At 49.7% G+C, this 17,006-nt stretch carries 7 protein-coding genes, 5 tRNA genes and 6 rRNA genes; 12 read left to right on the top strand and 6 right to left on the bottom strand.

Annotated elements, in window-relative coordinates:
* Positions 1–310 precede the first annotated feature (310 nt).
* The 11 genes from MMIC_RS02520 (at position 311) to rrf (MMIC_RS02465) (ending at position 12,604) form a co-directional block, all read left to right on the top strand.
* A 16S ribosomal RNA gene (locus MMIC_RS02520) occupies positions 311–1,847 on the top strand.
* A gap of 104 nt (positions 1,848–1,951) precedes the next feature.
* Positions 1,952–2,028, top strand: a tRNA-Ile gene (locus tag MMIC_RS02515).
* Positions 2,029–2,101: 73 nt separating this feature from the next.
* Positions 2,102–2,177, top strand: a tRNA-Ala gene (locus tag MMIC_RS02510).
* Positions 2,178–2,349: 172 nt separating this feature from the next.
* Positions 2,350–5,297: ribosomal RNA gene (locus tag MMIC_RS02505) — 23S ribosomal RNA — on the top strand.
* A gap of 65 nt (positions 5,298–5,362) precedes the next feature.
* Positions 5,363–5,477: ribosomal RNA gene (gene rrf / locus MMIC_RS02500) — 5S ribosomal RNA — on the top strand.
* 402 nt (positions 5,478–5,879) lie between these two features.
* On the top strand, positions 5,880–6,647 hold the full coding sequence (locus MMIC_RS02490) for a nuclear transport factor 2 family protein (protein WP_072658957.1): 768 nt from the start codon (positions 5,880–5,882) through the stop codon (positions 6,645–6,647).
* 790 nt (positions 6,648–7,437) lie between these two features.
* Positions 7,438–8,974: ribosomal RNA gene (locus tag MMIC_RS02485) — 16S ribosomal RNA — on the top strand.
* 104 nt (positions 8,975–9,078) lie between these two features.
* Positions 9,079–9,155 (top strand) — tRNA-Ile (locus MMIC_RS02480).
* A 73-nt stretch (positions 9,156–9,228) separates the two neighbouring features.
* Positions 9,229–9,304: transfer RNA gene (locus tag MMIC_RS02475), tRNA-Ala, on the top strand.
* Positions 9,305–9,476: 172 nt separating this feature from the next.
* Positions 9,477–12,424, top strand: a 23S ribosomal RNA gene (locus MMIC_RS02470).
* Between the two features lie 65 nt (positions 12,425–12,489).
* A 5S ribosomal RNA gene (gene rrf / locus MMIC_RS02465) occupies positions 12,490–12,604 on the top strand.
* The 16S, 23S and 5S rRNA genes sit together here with 4 tRNA genes alongside, the layout of an rRNA operon.
* Positions 12,605–12,887: 283 nt before the next feature.
* Here rrf (MMIC_RS02465) and MMIC_RS02460 read toward each other — a convergent pair.
* The 6 genes from MMIC_RS02460 to dnaQ all read right to left on the bottom strand — a co-directional run bounded on the left by MMIC_RS02460 (position 12,888) and on the right by dnaQ (position 15,924).
* On the bottom strand, positions 12,888–13,448 hold the full coding sequence (locus tag MMIC_RS02460) for a Maf family protein (protein WP_072658751.1): 561 nt from the start codon (positions 13,446–13,448) through the stop codon (positions 12,888–12,890).
* 30 nt (positions 13,449–13,478) lie between these two features.
* Positions 13,479–13,664 carry a DNA gyrase inhibitor YacG gene (locus MMIC_RS02455; protein ID WP_227819310.1) on the bottom strand — a complete coding sequence of 62 codons (186 nt, stop codon included), beginning with the start codon at positions 13,662–13,664 and terminating at the stop codon, positions 13,479–13,481.
* 8 nt (positions 13,665–13,672) lie between these two features.
* Positions 13,673–14,452 carry a cell division protein ZapD gene (locus MMIC_RS02450; protein WP_072658750.1) on the bottom strand — a complete coding sequence of 260 codons (780 nt, stop codon included), beginning with the start codon at positions 14,450–14,452 and terminating at the stop codon, positions 13,673–13,675.
* Entirely contained in the window at positions 14,445–15,059 is a 615-nt protein-coding gene (locus MMIC_RS02445) for an ATP-binding cassette domain-containing protein (RefSeq protein ID WP_072658748.1), read from the bottom strand. Before MMIC_RS02445 ends, MMIC_RS02450 begins: the two co-directional genes overlap by 8 nt.
* 30 nt (positions 15,060–15,089) lie before the next feature.
* Positions 15,090–15,163 (bottom strand) — tRNA-Gly (locus tag MMIC_RS02440).
* 8 nt (positions 15,164–15,171) lie between these two features.
* The gene (dnaQ, locus tag MMIC_RS02435) at positions 15,172–15,924 is read right to left on the bottom strand and encodes a DNA polymerase III subunit epsilon (protein WP_072658745.1); all 753 of its coding nucleotides are present in this window, start codon (positions 15,922–15,924) and stop codon (positions 15,172–15,174) included.
* A 131-nt stretch (positions 15,925–16,055) separates the two neighbouring features.
* On the opposite strand from dnaQ, the gene MMIC_RS02430 reads away from it, so the two are divergent.
* Positions 16,056–16,964: an adenylate/guanylate cyclase domain-containing protein gene (locus MMIC_RS02430; RefSeq protein WP_072658953.1), complete on the top strand. Its 909-nt coding sequence runs from the start codon at positions 16,056–16,058 to the stop codon at positions 16,962–16,964.
* Positions 16,965–17,006: the final 42 nt, after the last annotated feature.

Here is a 17,006-nt window from a genome sequence, read left to right as displayed (position 1 = left end):
TTGAGAGGGTGATTTGAGGCAGATATAACGCAAGTTATGAGTGACTCAGATAGAGGTTGACACCTCGAACGGCGGGCCTATAGTTCGCCGCCCGCAGCCAGAGAGCGCAAGCTTACAGGCAGCGGAAAAGATAGTTTTGTTCTTTACAATTAGTGATTTTTATTTGAACTGTGGACGTGTCAGGTCTTTCCAAGCATTGGTTTGATCAGACTCTGATACTAAGCAAGTTCTATTTTGAACGTTAACGTTTAATATTTGAGTTTGATCTATGTGATCAATGCTGGGATCAAGTAATACAAAGTATCATCTTTCTTCGGAGAGTTTGATCCTGGCTCAGAACGAACGCTGGCGGCGTGCCTAACACATGCAAGTCGAACGGTAACAGTGACTTCGGTCAGCTGACGAGTGGCGCACGGGTGAGTAACGCGTGGATATCTGCCTATTAGTGGGGGACAACTACGGGAAACCGTAGCTAATACCGCATAATCTCTACGGAGGAAAGCAGGGGACCTTCGGGCCTTGCGCTGATAGATGAGTCCGCGTCTGATTAGCTAGTTGGTAGGGTAATGGCCTACCAAGGCGATGATCAGTAACTGGTTTGAGAGGATGATCAGTCACACTGGAACTGAGACACGGTCCAGACTTCTACGGAAGGCAGCAGTGGGGAATATTGCACAATGGGCGAAAGCCTGATGCAGCGACGCCGCGTGCGGGAAGAAGGCCTTCGGGTTGTAAACCGCTTTCAATTGGGAAGAAGAGAAGAGTGCTAATATCGCTCTGATTTGACGGTACCTTTAGAAGAAGCACCGGCTAATTTCGTGCCAGCAGCCGCGGTAATACGAAAGGTGCAAGCGTTGTTCGGATTTACTGGGCGTAAAGAGATCGTAGGTGGTTTGTTAAGTCGGATGTGAAATCCCGGGGCTCAACCCCGGAACTGCATTCGATACTGGCAGACTAGAGTTTGGGAGGGGTAAGCGGAATTCCGTGTGTAGCAGTGAAATGCGTAGATATACGGAGGAACACCTGAGGCGAAGGCGGCTTACTGGACCAATACTGACACTGAGGATCGAAAGCGTGGGTAGCAAACAGGATTAGATACCCTGGTAGTCCACGCCCTAAACGATGTCAACTAGCCGTTGCGGGTATCGACCCCTGCAGTGGCGAAGCTAACGCGATAAGTTGACCGCCTGGGGAGTACGGTCGCAAGATTAAAACTCAAAGGAATTGACGGGGGCCCGCACAAGCGGTGGAGCATGTGGTTTAATTCGACGCAACGCGAAGAACCTTACCTGGGTTTGACATCCTTAGAATTCTCTAGAGATAGAGAAGTGCCTTCGGGAGCTAAGTGACAGGTGCTGCATGGTTGTCGTCAGCTCGTGTCGTGAGATGTTGGGTTAAGTCCCGCAACGAGCGCAACCCCTATTGTTAGTTGCCATCATTAAGTTGGGCACTCTAGCGAGACTGCCGGTGACAAACCGGAGGAAGGTGGGGACGACGTCAAATCATCATGGCCCTTATGTCCAGGGCTACACACGTGCTACAATGGTGGCTACAGCAGGAAGCGATGGGGTGACCCGGAGCCAATCGTCAAAAGCCATCTCAGTTCGGATTGTAGTCTGCAACTCGACTACATGAAGTTGGAATCGCTAGTAATCGCGGATCAGCATGCCGCGGTGAATACGTTCCCGGGCCTTGTACACACCGCCCGTCACACCATGGGAATTGGTTGCACCAGAAGCCGCCGGGCTAACCCTTCGGGGAGGCAGGCGTCTACGGTGTGGTCGGTAACTGGGGTGAAGTCGTAACAAGGTATCCGTAGCGGAAGCTGCGGATGGATCACCTCCTTTTAGGGAAATATATCCCAAGGTCGAGGTCTGGCGCGTTCACAGTTCAGATAGAAATCACTATGAGGCAGGGTATGCGGATGCATGCTCTGTTTCTGTATGACAACGGGCCCGTAGCTCAGTTGGTTAGAGCGCACGCCTGATAAGCGTGAGGTCGGTGGTTCGAATCCACCCGGGCCCACCATATCACCGGCGACACGCACTCACTGATACATTTGATGCGGGTTGAGGATAGTTAAGTCTAGCCATCCATCACTGGGGGATTAGCTCAGCTGGGAGAGCGCCTGCCTTGCACGCAGGAGGTCAGCGGTTCGATCCCGCTATCCTCCACCAGTTTATGGTGTAACCGAAAAGTTGTTGTTCTTTACAAGTTGGTATTTTGTTAATCAGTTAAACGATCTGATGAGAGGTAATCGCTTACCTTTCGGATATCAGATTTATGATTTTACTTATTGGTATTTGTAGCAATAAGTAAAGTCGCATTCCAATGCTTTAACGTTGCATTGGTCAAGTGAATAAGGGTCCATGGGGGATGCCTTGGCGCTGAGCGGCGATGAAAGACGTGACTACCTGCGAAAAGTTTCGGGGAGCTGGTAAGTAAGCTTTGATCCGGAAATATCTGAATGGGGAAACCCGGCTGTTTCGACAGTCACTCACATCTGAATACATAGGGTGTGTAGAGCTAACGTGGTGAATTGAAACATCTTAGTAACCACAGGAAAAGAAATCAAATGAGATTCCCTGAGTAGCGGCGAGCGAAACGGGAAGAGGCCAAACCGGTAAGTTTACTTACCGGGGTTGTAGGACTACAACGTGGTATTGATAAAGAATAGTTGAACGCTCTGGAAAGTGCGGCCGTAGTGGGTGATAGCCCCGTAAACGAAATTCTGAGTCAGCCTAGTAGTATCCTGAGTAGGACGGGACACGTGAAACCTTGTCTGAACCTGGGGAGACCACTCTCCAAGCCTAAATACGTCTCAGCGACCGATAGTGAACCAGTACCGTGAGGGAAAGGTGAAAAGTACCCCGTCGAGGGGAGTGAAATAGACCTGAAACCATGGACCTACAAGCAGTAGGAGCCCTATGTCTTCGGACAGGGTGACTGCGTACCTTTTGTATAATGGGCCAACGACTTATGGCTCAGTGGCAAGGTTAAGTTTTTAAACGAAGCCGTAGCGAAAGCGAGTCTTAATAGGGCGACCATAGTCACTGGGCATAGACCCGAAGCCAGGCGAGCTATTTATGAGCAGGATGAAGCGGTGGTAAGACATCGTGGAGGTCCGAACCCACATCGGCTGAAGACGATCGGGATGACTTGTGAATAGGGGTGAAAGGCCAATCAAGCCTGGCAATAGCTGGTTCTCTCCGAAAGCTATTTAGGTAGCGCCTCATGTCTTACCCTCGGGGGTAGAGCACTGGATGGGCTAGGGGGTCGCGAGACTTACCAAACCTAACCAAACTCCGAATACCGAGGAGTACAATCATGGGAGACAGACCTTGGATGCTAACGTCCATGGTCAAGAGGGATACAACCCAGACCGTCAGCTAAGGTCCCCAAGTGTATGTTAAGTGGTAAACGAAGTGGAAAGGCAATAACAGCCAGGAGGTTAGCTTAGAAGCAGCTATCCTTTAAAGAAAGCGTAATAGCTCACTGGTCGAGTCGGTCTGCGCGGAAGATATAACGGGGCTAAACATACCACCGAAGCTACGGGTGCATTTATGCACGGTAGGAGAGCGTTCTGTAAGCCTGCGAAGCGATACTGTAAGGAGTCGTGGAGGTATCAGAAGTGAGAATGTTGGCATAAGTAGCGATAAAACGGGTGAAAAACCCGTTCACCGAAAACCCAAGGATTCCTGCACCATGCTAATCAGGGCAGGGTTAGTCGGCCCCTAAGGCGAGGCAGAAATGCGTAGTCGATGGGAAACAGGTTAATATTCCTGTACCGACTTTAGATGCGATGGGGGGACGGAGAAAGGTAGCTGATCCGGGCGTTTGGTTGTCCCGGTTCAAGTATGTAGGCTGAGAGCTTTGGCAAATCCGGGCTCTCACTAGGCTGAGATACGATGACGTGTTCTTACTTCGGTTCGAACGAAGTCAGTGATCCTATGCTTCCAAGAAAATCCTCTAAGCTTCAGTCTAAAGTTGACCGTACCGTAAACCGACACAGGTGGGTGAGGCGAGAAGCCTAAGGTGCTTGAGATAACTCTGGTTAAGGAACTCGGCAAATTGGCCCCGTAACTTCGGGAGAAGGGGTGCCCTTTGTATGTGTAGCGATTCGCTCGTGAAGCAGAAAAGGGTTGCAGTGACCAGGGGGTAGCGACTGTTTACTAAAAACACAGCACTCTGCTAAGACGTAAGTCGATGTATAGGGTGTGACGCCTGCCCGGTGCTGGAAGGTTAAGAGGTGGGGTTAGCCGCAAGGCGAAGCTCTGAATCGAAGCCCCAGTAAACGGCGGCCGTAACTATAACGGTCCTAAGGTAGCGAAATTCCTTGTCGGGTAAGTTCCGACCTGCACGAATGGCGTAACGACTTCCCCACTGTCTCAACCAGAGACTCAGCGAAATTGAACTTGCTGTGAAGATGCAGCATACCCGCGGCTAGACGGAAAGACCCCGTGCACCTTTACTACAGCTTGACATTGGATCTAGGTATATTTTGTGCAGAATAGGTGGGAGGCTTTGAACCTGCGACGCCAGTCGTAGGGGAGCCATCTTTGAGATACCACCCTGAATATGCTTGGGTTCTAACCAAGGCCCGTTATCCGGGTTTGGGACATTGTCTGGTGGGTAGTTTGACTGGGGCGGTCGCCTCCTAAAGAGTAACGGAGGCGCGCGAAGTTACACTCAGGCTGGTCGGAAATCAGCCATTGAGCGCAAGAGTATAAGTGTGACTGACTGCGAGACTGACAAGTCGAGCAGGGACGAAAGTCGGTTCTAGTGATCCGGTGGTTTCGAGTGGAAGAGCCATCGCTCAACGGATAAAAGGTACGCCGGGGATAACAGGCTGATTCCCCCCAAGAGTTCATATCGACGGGGGAGTTTGGCACCTCGATGTCGGCTCATCACATCCTGGGGCTGGAGCAGGTCCCAAGGGTTCGGCTGTTCGCCGATTAAAGTGGTACGTGAGCTGGGTTTAGAACGTCGTGAGACAGTTCGGTCCCTATCTACCGTGGGCGTTGGAGAATTGAGAGGATCTGTCCTTAGTACGAGAGGACCGGGATGGACAAACCTCTGGTGTTTCTGTTGTTCTGCCAAGAGCATTGCAGAGTAGCTACGTTTGGAACGGATAACCGCTGAAGGCATCTAAGCGGGAAGCCGGCCTCAAGATAAGTTCTCCCGGAGTTTTAAACTCCCTAAAGGGCCGTGGAAGACTACCACGTTGATAGGCAGGGTGTGGAAGTGTGGCAACACATGGAGCTGACCTGTACTAATTGCCCGTGCGGCTTGACCATGCAACGTTAAGTCATTGGAATGTTAACTAACTGATTACACAGAATACGCAGCTTGATACCAGTTTCCTGGTGTCCATAGCGAAGAGGAAACGCCTGATCCCATCCCGAACTCAGAAGCTAAGCTCTTTTGCGCCGATGGTACTGTAGCGTTCGCTACGGGAGAGTAGGTCGATGCCAGGATTTTTATACTAAGCCCCGCCGTTGAGAGCAATCTCCGGTGGGGCTTTTTTGTGCTCGCAATTCAAGGGCTGTTGCAGGCGCGTTTGATAGAAAGTTAAGCTCTTTTGATTCGGCACATCCATGTGCCTCACCCTGCGGGCGAGCTGAAGCACGTCCCATTCTGCTCTCGTGCAGAATGGTGCGCCGATGGTACTGTAGCGTTCGCTACGGGAGAGTAGGTCGATGCCAGGAATTTTATATAAAGCCCCCTTGTTGAGAGTAATCTCCAAGGGGGCTTTTTTGCTATCTGGCAAGTGGTTTAGGCCACTGGGATGAATTGGCAACCCGAACCTATAATAGTGATCGACTGTTCCCGGCCTCAAATGGACAGTCAACTACGTGACAATTACCATCCTCTCCACCATGGCTTCTAATAAAAAAGAACTGATATGCAAGTTATTGAAAGGTATTGAAACTGGTGATCCATTATCAGTAGCTGTAGTCAATGAAGAGAAATATATACAGCATAACCCTCAGACCCGTGAAGGTAACCAAGGGTTGGCAAAGTTATTTGAACGCCTATCTAAAACATCGCCTAGAGTAAATATTGTGCGGATTTTTGAAGATGGTGACTTTGTTTTCGCCCACACTGAGTACGACTTCGCGACACGGAACATAGGCTTTGAAATCTTTCGCTTTGAAGATGGTCATGCTGTGGAGCATTGGGATAATATTCAGAAGAGAAAGGGGCCTAATATCTCTGGTCACTCCATGGTCGATGGGGAAGTCACAGTGGTGGATCATGAAAAGACTGATAGCAACCGTTTTGTGATTCAATCATTTGTTGAAGAAACACTGATTAAAGGTCGTTTTGAAAAATTGGAAGACTACATAAATCAAGAGCACTATGTGGAGCATAATCCGCGCCTTAGTGATAATCTGGTCGAATTGTCCTGCGCTCTGTCCCAAGCTTCCAATAATGATTCTATTTCAATCAAATATGAGAAATGCCATCGTATTCTAGCAGAGGGTAATTTTATTCTATCTATTTGCGAAGGTTATACTAATCAAACCCCTACTTCCTTTTTTGATCTCTACCGCTTAAAGGAAGGGGAAATTGTTGAGCACTGGGACACGACAGAGGCAATTCCGCCTCGCAGCGAATGGAAAAACAACAACGGTAAGTTTTAAGGGAACACAATTAAGTTTCAAATAGCTATTGATCACTTCAATATTTGAATGGACGGTTTGAGGTAGTCAGTAGTTAAGATGAATCGCTTCATCTCAATGGTGTCCAGGTTTCCCCAGGGTGATGACAATACGGCTTCTAATTCACATTCATAGTTGCTAAAGGTTATTTGTGTGGTGCTGCAATTAACGCAATATGTAGACCAAACGTATATCTAAATCCCCTGGTAAGATTTGTCGTATGTATTTAAGTCATTTTTGTTGCTACTGCTGGGGTCTCTACTGCCGAGAAATATTATAAAAATATATCTGTTGACCCACCGAAAACTGTCGCTATTGTTCGCCGCCCTCCGCAAGCGGCTTTGCTGATTTCGGAGGTCTTTTGTTCTGTTTATTGGGGTTATTCAGTAGTCAGTAAGAAAGGAGTTGACGGATATTATTGTGACGATAATGTTCGCCGCCCTCGCAAGACAGGCGACTGTATTGAGAGGGTGATTTGAGGCAAGTATAACGCAAGTTATGAGTGACTCAGATAGAGGTTGACACCTCGAACGGCGGGCCTATAGTTCGCCGCCCGCAGCCAGAGAGCGCAAGCTTACAGGCAGCGGAAAAGATAGTTTTGTTCTTTACAATTAGTGATTTTTATTTGAACTGTGGACGTGTCAGGTCTTTCCAAGCATTGGTTTGATCAGACTCTGATACTAAGCAAGTTCTATTTTGAACGTTAACGTTTAATATTTGAGTTTGATCTATGTGATCAATGCTGGGATCAAGTAATACAAAGTATCATCTTTCTTCGGAGAGTTTGATCCTGGCTCAGAACGAACGCTGGCGGCGTGCCTAACACATGCAAGTCGAACGGTAACAGTGACTTCGGTCAGCTGACGAGTGGCGCACGGGTGAGTAACGCGTGGATATCTGCCTATTAGTGGGGGACAACTACGGGAAACCGTAGCTAATACCGCATAATCTCTACGGAGGAAAGCAGGGGACCTTCGGGCCTTGCGCTGATAGATGAGTCCGCGTCTGATTAGCTAGTTGGTAGGGTAATGGCCTACCAAGGCGATGATCAGTAACTGGTTTGAGAGGATGATCAGTCACACTGGAACTGAGACACGGTCCAGACTTCTACGGAAGGCAGCAGTGGGGAATATTGCACAATGGGCGAAAGCCTGATGCAGCGACGCCGCGTGCGGGAAGAAGGCCTTCGGGTTGTAAACCGCTTTCAATTGGGAAGAAGAGAAGAGTGCTAATATCGCTCTGATTTGACGGTACCTTTAGAAGAAGCACCGGCTAATTTCGTGCCAGCAGCCGCGGTAATACGAAAGGTGCAAGCGTTGTTCGGATTTACTGGGCGTAAAGAGATCGTAGGTGGTTTGTTAAGTCGGATGTGAAATCCCGGGGCTCAACCCCGGAACTGCATTCGATACTGGCAGACTAGAGTTTGGGAGGGGTAAGCGGAATTCCGTGTGTAGCAGTGAAATGCGTAGATATACGGAGGAACACCTGAGGCGAAGGCGGCTTACTGGACCAATACTGACACTGAGGATCGAAAGCGTGGGTAGCAAACAGGATTAGATACCCTGGTAGTCCACGCCCTAAACGATGTCAACTAGCCGTTGCGGGTATCGACCCCTGCAGTGGCGAAGCTAACGCGATAAGTTGACCGCCTGGGGAGTACGGTCGCAAGATTAAAACTCAAAGGAATTGACGGGGGCCCGCACAAGCGGTGGAGCATGTGGTTTAATTCGACGCAACGCGAAGAACCTTACCTGGGTTTGACATCCTTAGAATTCTCTAGAGATAGAGAAGTGCCTTCGGGAGCTAAGTGACAGGTGCTGCATGGTTGTCGTCAGCTCGTGTCGTGAGATGTTGGGTTAAGTCCCGCAACGAGCGCAACCCCTATTGTTAGTTGCCATCATTAAGTTGGGCACTCTAGCGAGACTGCCGGTGACAAACCGGAGGAAGGTGGGGACGACGTCAAATCATCATGGCCCTTATGTCCAGGGCTACACACGTGCTACAATGGTGGCTACAGCAGGAAGCGATGGGGTGACCCGGAGCCAATCGTCAAAAGCCATCTCAGTTCGGATTGTAGTCTGCAACTCGACTACATGAAGTTGGAATCGCTAGTAATCGCGGATCAGCATGCCGCGGTGAATACGTTCCCGGGCCTTGTACACACCGCCCGTCACACCATGGGAATTGGTTGCACCAGAAGCCGCCGGGCTAACCCTTCGGGGAGGCAGGCGTCTACGGTGTGGTCGGTAACTGGGGTGAAGTCGTAACAAGGTATCCGTAGCGGAAGCTGCGGATGGATCACCTCCTTTTAGGGAAATATATCCCAAGGTCGAGGTCTGGCGCGTTCACAGTTCAGATAGAAATCACTATGAGGCAGGGTATGCGGATGCATGCTCTGTTTCTGTATGACAACGGGCCCGTAGCTCAGTTGGTTAGAGCGCACGCCTGATAAGCGTGAGGTCGGTGGTTCGAATCCACCCGGGCCCACCATATCACCGGCGACACGCACTCACTGATACATTTGATGCGGGTTGAGGATAGTTAAGTCTAGCCATCCATCACTGGGGGATTAGCTCAGCTGGGAGAGCGCCTGCCTTGCACGCAGGAGGTCAGCGGTTCGATCCCGCTATCCTCCACCAGTTTATGGTGTAACCGAAAAGTTGTTGTTCTTTACAAGTTGGTATTTTGTTAATCAGTTAAACGATCTGATGAGAGGTAATCGCTTACCTTTCGGATATCAGATTTATGATTTTACTTATTGGTATTTGTAGCAATAAGTAAAGTCGCATTCCAATGCTTTAACGTTGCATTGGTCAAGTGAATAAGGGTCCATGGGGGATGCCTTGGCGCTGAGCGGCGATGAAAGACGTGACTACCTGCGAAAAGTTTCGGGGAGCTGGTAAGTAAGCTTTGATCCGGAAATATCTGAATGGGGAAACCCGGCTGTTTCGACAGTCACTCACATCTGAATACATAGGGTGTGTAGAGCTAACGTGGTGAATTGAAACATCTTAGTAACCACAGGAAAAGAAATCAAATGAGATTCCCTGAGTAGCGGCGAGCGAAACGGGAAGAGGCCAAACCGGTAAGTTTACTTACCGGGGTTGTAGGACTACAACGTGGTATTGATAAAGAATAGTTGAACGCTCTGGAAAGTGCGGCCGTAGTGGGTGATAGCCCCGTAAACGAAATTCTGAGTCAGCCTAGTAGTATCCTGAGTAGGACGGGACACGTGAAACCTTGTCTGAACCTGGGGAGACCACTCTCCAAGCCTAAATACGTCTCAGCGACCGATAGTGAACCAGTACCGTGAGGGAAAGGTGAAAAGTACCCCGTCGAGGGGAGTGAAATAGACCTGAAACCATGGACCTACAAGCAGTAGGAGCCCTATGTCTTCGGACAGGGTGACTGCGTACCTTTTGTATAATGGGCCAACGACTTATGGCTCAGTGGCAAGGTTAAGTTTTTAAACGAAGCCGTAGCGAAAGCGAGTCTTAATAGGGCGACCATAGTCACTGGGCATAGACCCGAAGCCAGGCGAGCTATTTATGAGCAGGATGAAGCGGTGGTAAGACATCGTGGAGGTCCGAACCCACATCGGCTGAAGACGATCGGGATGACTTGTGAATAGGGGTGAAAGGCCAATCAAGCCTGGCAATAGCTGGTTCTCTCCGAAAGCTATTTAGGTAGCGCCTCATGTCTTACCCTCGGGGGTAGAGCACTGGATGGGCTAGGGGGTCGCGAGACTTACCAAACCTAACCAAACTCCGAATACCGAGGAGTACAATCATGGGAGACAGACCTTGGATGCTAACGTCCATGGTCAAGAGGGATACAACCCAGACCGTCAGCTAAGGTCCCCAAGTGTATGTTAAGTGGTAAACGAAGTGGAAAGGCAATAACAGCCAGGAGGTTAGCTTAGAAGCAGCTATCCTTTAAAGAAAGCGTAATAGCTCACTGGTCGAGTCGGTCTGCGCGGAAGATATAACGGGGCTAAACATACCACCGAAGCTACGGGTGCATTTATGCACGGTAGGAGAGCGTTCTGTAAGCCTGCGAAGCGATACTGTAAGGAGTCGTGGAGGTATCAGAAGTGAGAATGTTGGCATAAGTAGCGATAAAACGGGTGAAAAACCCGTTCACCGAAAACCCAAGGATTCCTGCACCATGCTAATCAGGGCAGGGTTAGTCGGCCCCTAAGGCGAGGCAGAAATGCGTAGTCGATGGGAAACAGGTTAATATTCCTGTACCGACTTTAGATGCGATGGGGGGACGGAGAAAGGTAGCTGATCCGGGCGTTTGGTTGTCCCGGTTCAAGTATGTAGGCTGAGAGCTTTGGCAAATCCGGGCTCTCACTAGGCTGAGATACGATGACGTGTTCTTACTTCGGTTCGAACGAAGTCAGTGATCCTATGCTTCCAAGAAAATCCTCTAAGCTTCAGTCTAAAGTTGACCGTACCGTAAACCGACACAGGTGGGTGAGGCGAGAAGCCTAAGGTGCTTGAGATAACTCTGGTTAAGGAACTCGGCAAATTGGCCCCGTAACTTCGGGAGAAGGGGTGCCCTTTGTATGTGTAGCGATTCGCTCGTGAAGCAGAAAAGGGTTGCAGTGACCAGGGGGTAGCGACTGTTTACTAAAAACACAGCACTCTGCTAAGACGTAAGTCGATGTATAGGGTGTGACGCCTGCCCGGTGCTGGAAGGTTAAGAGGTGGGGTTAGCCGCAAGGCGAAGCTCTGAATCGAAGCCCCAGTAAACGGCGGCCGTAACTATAACGGTCCTAAGGTAGCGAAATTCCTTGTCGGGTAAGTTCCGACCTGCACGAATGGCGTAACGACTTCCCCACTGTCTCAACCAGAGACTCAGCGAAATTGAACTTGCTGTGAAGATGCAGCATACCCGCGGCTAGACGGAAAGACCCCGTGCACCTTTACTACAGCTTGACATTGGATCTAGGTATATTTTGTGCAGAATAGGTGGGAGGCTTTGAACCTGCGACGCCAGTCGTAGGGGAGCCATCTTTGAGATACCACCCTGAATATGCTTGGGTTCTAACCAAGGCCCGTTATCCGGGTTTGGGACATTGTCTGGTGGGTAGTTTGACTGGGGCGGTCGCCTCCTAAAGAGTAACGGAGGCGCGCGAAGTTACACTCAGGCTGGTCGGAAATCAGCCATTGAGCGCAAGAGTATAAGTGTGACTGACTGCGAGACTGACAAGTCGAGCAGGGACGAAAGTCGGTTCTAGTGATCCGGTGGTTTCGAGTGGAAGAGCCATCGCTCAACGGATAAAAGGTACGCCGGGGATAACAGGCTGATTCCCCCCAAGAGTTCATATCGACGGGGGAGTTTGGCACCTCGATGTCGGCTCATCACATCCTGGGGCTGGAGCAGGTCCCAAGGGTTCGGCTGTTCGCCGATTAAAGTGGTACGTGAGCTGGGTTTAGAACGTCGTGAGACAGTTCGGTCCCTATCTACCGTGGGCGTTGGAGAATTGAGAGGATCTGTCCTTAGTACGAGAGGACCGGGATGGACAAACCTCTGGTGTTTCTGTTGTTCTGCCAAGAGCATTGCAGAGTAGCTACGTTTGGAACGGATAACCGCTGAAGGCATCTAAGCGGGAAGCCGGCCTCAAGATAAGTTCTCCCGGAGTTTTAAACTCCCTAAAGGGCCGTGGAAGACTACCACGTTGATAGGCAGGGTGTGGAAGTGTGGCAACACATGGAGCTGACCTGTACTAATTGCCCGTGCGGCTTGACCATGCAACGTTAAGTCATTGGAATGTTAACTAACTGATTACACAGAATACGCAGCTTGATACCAGTTTCCTGGTGTCCATAGCGAAGAGGAAACGCCTGATCCCATCCCGAACTCAGAAGCTAAGCTCTTTTGCGCCGATGGTACTGTAGCGTTCGCTACGGGAGAGTAGGTCGATGCCAGGATTTTTATACTAAGCCCCGCCGTTGAGAGCAATCTCCGGTGGGGCTTTTTTGTGCTCGCAATTCAAGGGCTGTTGCAGGCGCGTTTGATAGAAAGTTAAGCTCTTTTGATTCGGCACATCCATGTGCCTCACCCTGCGGGCGAGCTGAAGCACGTCCCATTCTGCTCTCGTGCAGAATGGTGCGCCGATGGTACTGTAGCGTTCGCTACGGGAGAGTAGGTCGATGCCAGGAATTTTATATAAAGCCCCCTTGTTGAGAGTAATCTCCAAGGGGGCTTTTTTGGCTATCTGGCAAGTGGTTTAAGCCACTGGCTTAATCGTATTAGCGGCAGGCCAATCAGGGCTGTAGGGTCATCACCTTCAAGGCGTTCTAAGAGAGAAATTCCTAAACCTTCGGATTTGAAACTGCCTGCACAATCAATCGGATTTTCTTTTTCTACATAGGCTTCGATTTCTGCCTTGCTTAATGCACGGAAATGTACAGCAAATGGCACAATCACATTCCGCTTCTGATTCGGGCTGATCAAGGCAAGACCGGTCAGAAACTGTACAGTTTTTCCGGAAAGCATGGCTAGTTGTGCACATGCTGACTCAGTGTCACCCGGTTTACCCAGTATCAAATCACCGCATACCGCCATTTGATCTGAAGCTATAACTGTTGAGTGGGGATATCGGGCGAATACAGCTTCAGCTTTGCCCAGTGTGTTGTGCAGAACCAGTTCAGTTGGCGGTAGTGAACCTGCTTCTATTTCTTCAAAATCAGGAGCGACTTGCTCAAATGGAATTTGCAACCGTTGCAGAAGATCGCGACGGTAAGGTGATGTTGAGGCAAGAATAAGCTGCATAAATCCAATCCAGGTTAAGGCGATATTGTCCTAGAAATGTCCTTCCGAATCATCCGGTATATATGCATTTTCACCGGGGATACTGTATTCACCGGCAGCCCAGCGGCCCAGATCGGTAGTTTTGCAGCGATCACTGCAGAATGGGAAGTAATCACTGGTTCGCTCGACAGCTTTTCTGCATGTCGGGCAGCGAAACTTCATTTCGGTGGCACTCACGAGTTTCATTATGCACCTACCGGGATCAGCATCATGGAATAAGGCAGGTCTTCGTGAACATCTTTCGGTTCCTGGCCGGGAAGCCACTGTTGAAAACGAACCCGGATCGCTAGCCGGTTTCCTGATATGTCAGGAATAATGCCGCGGGCGACTTCATCTTCCGGCAGACCGATCACCAACAGGCCATACGATATTTTGCGCTCAGGACTAATCTGGCCGACGCCAGCTTGAGCAATATGTTTACTCCAGCTGACAAAATCATTGAGCATGCTATCCAGCGTATTCACAGCATCACTCAGTGGTACCAGAGCATGGTGCAGCGGTGTAGTGCGATCATCCGGACTTTTCCATAATGCTTTCAGGCTTTGCTGCATGCAGCTGCGATGGCCAAGCCAGTCATGTTTTTTCTGGTTGTTCAGGTGCGCGTTGATCAGAGCATCACGGGCCAGGAAATTACAGGCGTCAGCCATACCATCCTGCAGTTTTTCGATATGAGTATCGATATTGTCGCAAGCTGTTTGAACTTTGCCGGAGTAATGAGGCAGATCTTCCACCAGCTTTTTCAGATGGGCTTTCATATCCTGAAACAAACCGATGATTTCAGGTATGACATGTTTACGCCCCTGATCACCGAGCAGGGATGCGCGCAAGTCACAAGCGGAATGTAGCCAGTAGAAAGTGTTCTGAGTGACATAGGCTGACTCGAGGCAGACCAGAGCATCGCGCACTTCAATAAAAGCTCGCATACGCGGGCTTAAAGCAAAGGAAAATTGGACTATTTCACTCATTGTTAACTGTTACCTGTGGCAGTTCATCGGCTGAACTGCTTATCCATGTTTGTGATGCTACGGGCTGCCAATCATGCCAGCGGTTAGCGGCAACGACCACGATTGTATTGCTCGACCTTGCCCAGCTACTGACATCATTGCATACCATTGTAGCAGCTTTTTCAGACAATGCGTCGGTCGGGGCATCCAGTAGCACAAGTGTAGGTTGTGCAAATGCCATGCCTGCCAGTGTCAGGCGTATAGCCTGTAGACGATTCAGGTGTTTCAGCGGGCTGGAAGCTTGCAGGTCAGACAGGCCCCATTGCAGCAGACAGCTGTTTAAGCTTGCAAGGTCCGGTTGTTGTTTCAGACCGAAACAGACCTCTTCTCCAACAGTTTGCCCCAACCACACAGGTGGTTGCTGGTCAAACAACATGCGTACTGGTTCTTCAACGTTAAGGTTGATGCCTTCAGGCAGAGCAGTAAGGCGAGCCATGCGTTTTAACCAGCTGGTTTTGCCGCTGCCAACTTCTCCCCGAAGTAATACGATTTCTCCGCCCTCTGCTTGCAGGGATGCAGAAGCATTGCTGAGTTTCAGATGGCGTTTGCTAGATTCAGTATATGACATAGTGGTTGCGGCTCAGCTTGGCATAAAATATGGAGCGGGTGAAGGGAATCGAACCCTCGTTCTCAGCTTGGGAAGCTGTTTTACTGCCATTGTAAGACACCCGCTGGTGCGTTCAGGAGGCTTCTGCGAGTTCCGGGTGATGCCAGACCGTTTTGCCACCACTCTCTTCATGAATGCGCTGCATCATGGTGAGATGGGCTTCATGTTCGTCATCGGCAATAGGTGGTGACTGACGTTTCATGATTTTGGCTGTTTCCGCCTGCTCATCACGGCCACGCGACTGTTCCGGCAGCTGCACAAAGCTTGATGCTGGAAGGCTTGGGATATCCATGCCGAGTGAAAACTGACGTCCACCGGTCATGCCAAGGTAAACCTCAGCTAGCAGCTCCGAGTCAAGCAGGGCACCGTGCAGGTCACGCATGCCCCTGTCGATATCATAGCGATCACACAGTGCATCCAGATTGTTTCTCTGATGCGGGTGTTTTTTGCGCGCAAATGCCAGCGTGTCGATCACCTGCATATCCTGAATATTTTCAAAACCGTTCAGACGCAACTCATGCATAATAAAACCCAGATCGAATGATGCATTGTGGATGACCAGAGTGGCCCCCTCGATGAAGTTGAGAAAATCCTGTGCAATCTCTTTAAAGGTGGGTTTATTTTTTACTTTTGCATTATCGATGCCGTGAATACGCACCACTTCAGCCGGAATGTCGCGTTCAGGGTTGATGTACTGGTGGAACACATGTTGATCGCTAGAGAGCACCTTTCGGTCCAGTACTTCAATAGCACCAATCTCAACCATGCGATCACCATTGAGAGGCGAAAGCCCCGTGGTTTCTGTATCAAGCATGATTAGTCGCATGCCCGTAGTATAGTCAGCTTTTCATTTCTGCCAATGGTGCAACACAATATCCAGCTATTGTCGTGGGTTTAAATCATACATATAGTGGTCTTCAGGTATGCCATGAACATGCAGACGGGGTGGTGGTTGCAGTGAGCTATTTATATTCAGAAACCGACGATAAGCGTTTTAGCGTTTCTTCTCAGGAAACCATATTGGAGTCATCCCTGAAGGCTGGCATAGAACATACACATGTTTGTGGTGGAAAGGCGCGTTGTTCAACGTGCAGGGTCGAAGTCATCGAAGGACTGAGTCACTGTTTGCCAAGAAATGAGGCTGAGCAAGCGATGGGGTCCAGACTGGGGCTGCCGGAAACGATTCGCCTTGCCTGTCAGACCCGAGTGAATGGCGATGTAAAAATTCGGCGTCTGGCTGTTGATGACCTGGATGCCCGCATCATCAAAGATCAGTTGACTGGTCAAAATGACAATTCGATGGGACGCGAAAAGGAAGTAGCTGTTCTGTTTACGGATTTGGCCAATTATACAGAGTTTGCCGAGTCACTACCTGCTTATGATGTGGTGCATGTGCTCAATCGGTATTATCAGACTATGAATGCTATTGTGACTGAGCACGGTGGTGTAATTAGTGATGTGGCAGGTGATGGCATGCTGATTCTGTTTGGAGCCTGTAAAAAAGAGCATGGACTTGTGCTGGATGCTGTTCACACGGTACGGGCCATGCACAAAGAGTTGGACAGGTTTAACGAATATCTGATGAGCATGTATGGTCGTTCATTTGGTTTGCGGGCTGGGATTAACCATGGGCCTGCGATTATCGGTCATTTTAGCACAGGGCCAATGAGTAAAGTTGCGGCGATTGGTGATACTGTAAACTTGGCGAGCAGGATTGAGCAGGCAAACAAGGCGTTCGGTTCCCAGTTGCTCATTTCAGAATCAGCATATCAGCATATAAAGGGTGATATCGAAATCTCTGCGTCGCATCAGACGCACTTGAAAGGTAAGACTGGTCTATATGATTTATATGAAGTGCAAATATAAGCCGCATGCATGGTGATAACAGGCGCTCTTCTATTTCTGAGT

Origin of the sequence: Mariprofundus micogutta (genome assembly GCF_001895085.1) — a bacterium.
Taxonomy (GTDB): domain Bacteria; phylum Pseudomonadota; class Zetaproteobacteria; order Mariprofundales; family Mariprofundaceae; genus Mariprofundus; species Mariprofundus micogutta.
Note: the sequence above shows the minus strand (reverse complement) of the source record. Positions and strands in the feature narration are given on the sequence as shown.